The 1,146-nt window shown below is 71.7% G+C and carries 1 protein-coding gene; it reads right to left on the bottom strand.

Annotation, left to right across the window (positions count from 1 at the left end; all coding sequences use genetic code 11):
* Positions 1-1,146: acyltransferase domain-containing protein (locus tag PV419_RS52830; RefSeq protein ID WP_319701238.1), on the bottom strand; the 1,146-nt coding region annotated here is incomplete at both ends.

Here is a 1,146-nt window from a genome sequence, read left to right as displayed (position 1 = left end):
GTGGCGAGCACGGTGGTGATCTGGTCGGGTGGTCCGGAGATGACGGTGGCGTGGGGTCCGTTGTGGGCGGCGATGGCGACGCCTTGTGCCGCCTTGCCGAGTTTGTTGATGAGTTGGGTGGTGTGGTGGGCGGTGAGGGTGAGGGAGGCCATGGCGCCGTGGCCGGCGAGGGCGCGTAGGGCTTGGCTGCGCAGGGCTACGACGCGGGCGCCGTCCTCCAGGGTGAGGGCTTTGGCGACGCAGGCGGCGGCGATTTCGCCTTGGGAGTGGCCGATGACGGCGGTGGGGGTGATGCCGTGGTGCTGCCAGAGCGTGGCGAGGGAGACCATCATGGCCCACAGGGTGGGTTGGATGACGTCGACGCGGGTGGGGTCGGTGGTGGTGTCGGTGCCGCGTAGTACGTCGGTGAGTGACCAGTCGACGTGTGGTGTCAGGGCGTGTTCGCATTCGGCGATGCGGGCGGCGAAGACGGGGGAGGTGTCGAGGAGTTCGACGCCCATGCCGCGCCATTGGGTGCCTTGCCCTGGGAAGACGAAGACGGGGCCCTGTTCGGGGTCGAGGGCGGTGCCTTGGGTGAGGTGGGGGTGTTCGGTGCCGGTGGCCAGGGCGTCGAGCGCGGCGAGGAGGCCGGGGGTGTCGGTGCCGGTGATCACGGCGCGGTGGTTGAAGGTGGTGCGGGTGGTGGTCAGCGACCACGCCACGGAGGCGGGGTCGGTGGTTGCGGCGTCGGCGAGGGTCTCGGACAGGCGGCGCGCCTGTTCGGCCAGGGCCTGCGGGCTGCGCGCGGAGAGCGTCAAGGGGATTACGCCGCCCAGGACGGCGGGTTGAGCGGGACGCGGCTCTTGCGGCTCGGGGGGTGCCGGGGCCTCTTCCAGGATGACGTGGGCGTTGGTGCCGGAGATCCCGAACCCCGACACCCCGGCCCGGCGCGGGCGTTCCTCCGTCTGTGGCCAGTGGACCGGCTCGGTCAGCAGGCGCAGTTCGCCGCCGCTCCAGTCGACGTGGGGGGTTGGCTCGTCGGCGTGGAGGGTGGCGGGCAGCACGCCGTGCCGCATCGCCATCACCATCTTGATGACGCCCGCCACCCCCGCCGCGCCCTGCGTGTGGCCGATGTTGGACTTGAGCGAGCCCAGCCACAGCGGCCGG

This window comes from Streptomyces sp. ME19-01-6 (assembly GCF_033793745.1).
In the GTDB taxonomy this organism is placed as follows: Bacteria; Actinomycetota; Actinomycetes; order Streptomycetales; family Streptomycetaceae; genus Streptomyces.
Note: the sequence above shows the minus strand (reverse complement) of the source record. Positions and strands in the feature narration are given on the sequence as shown.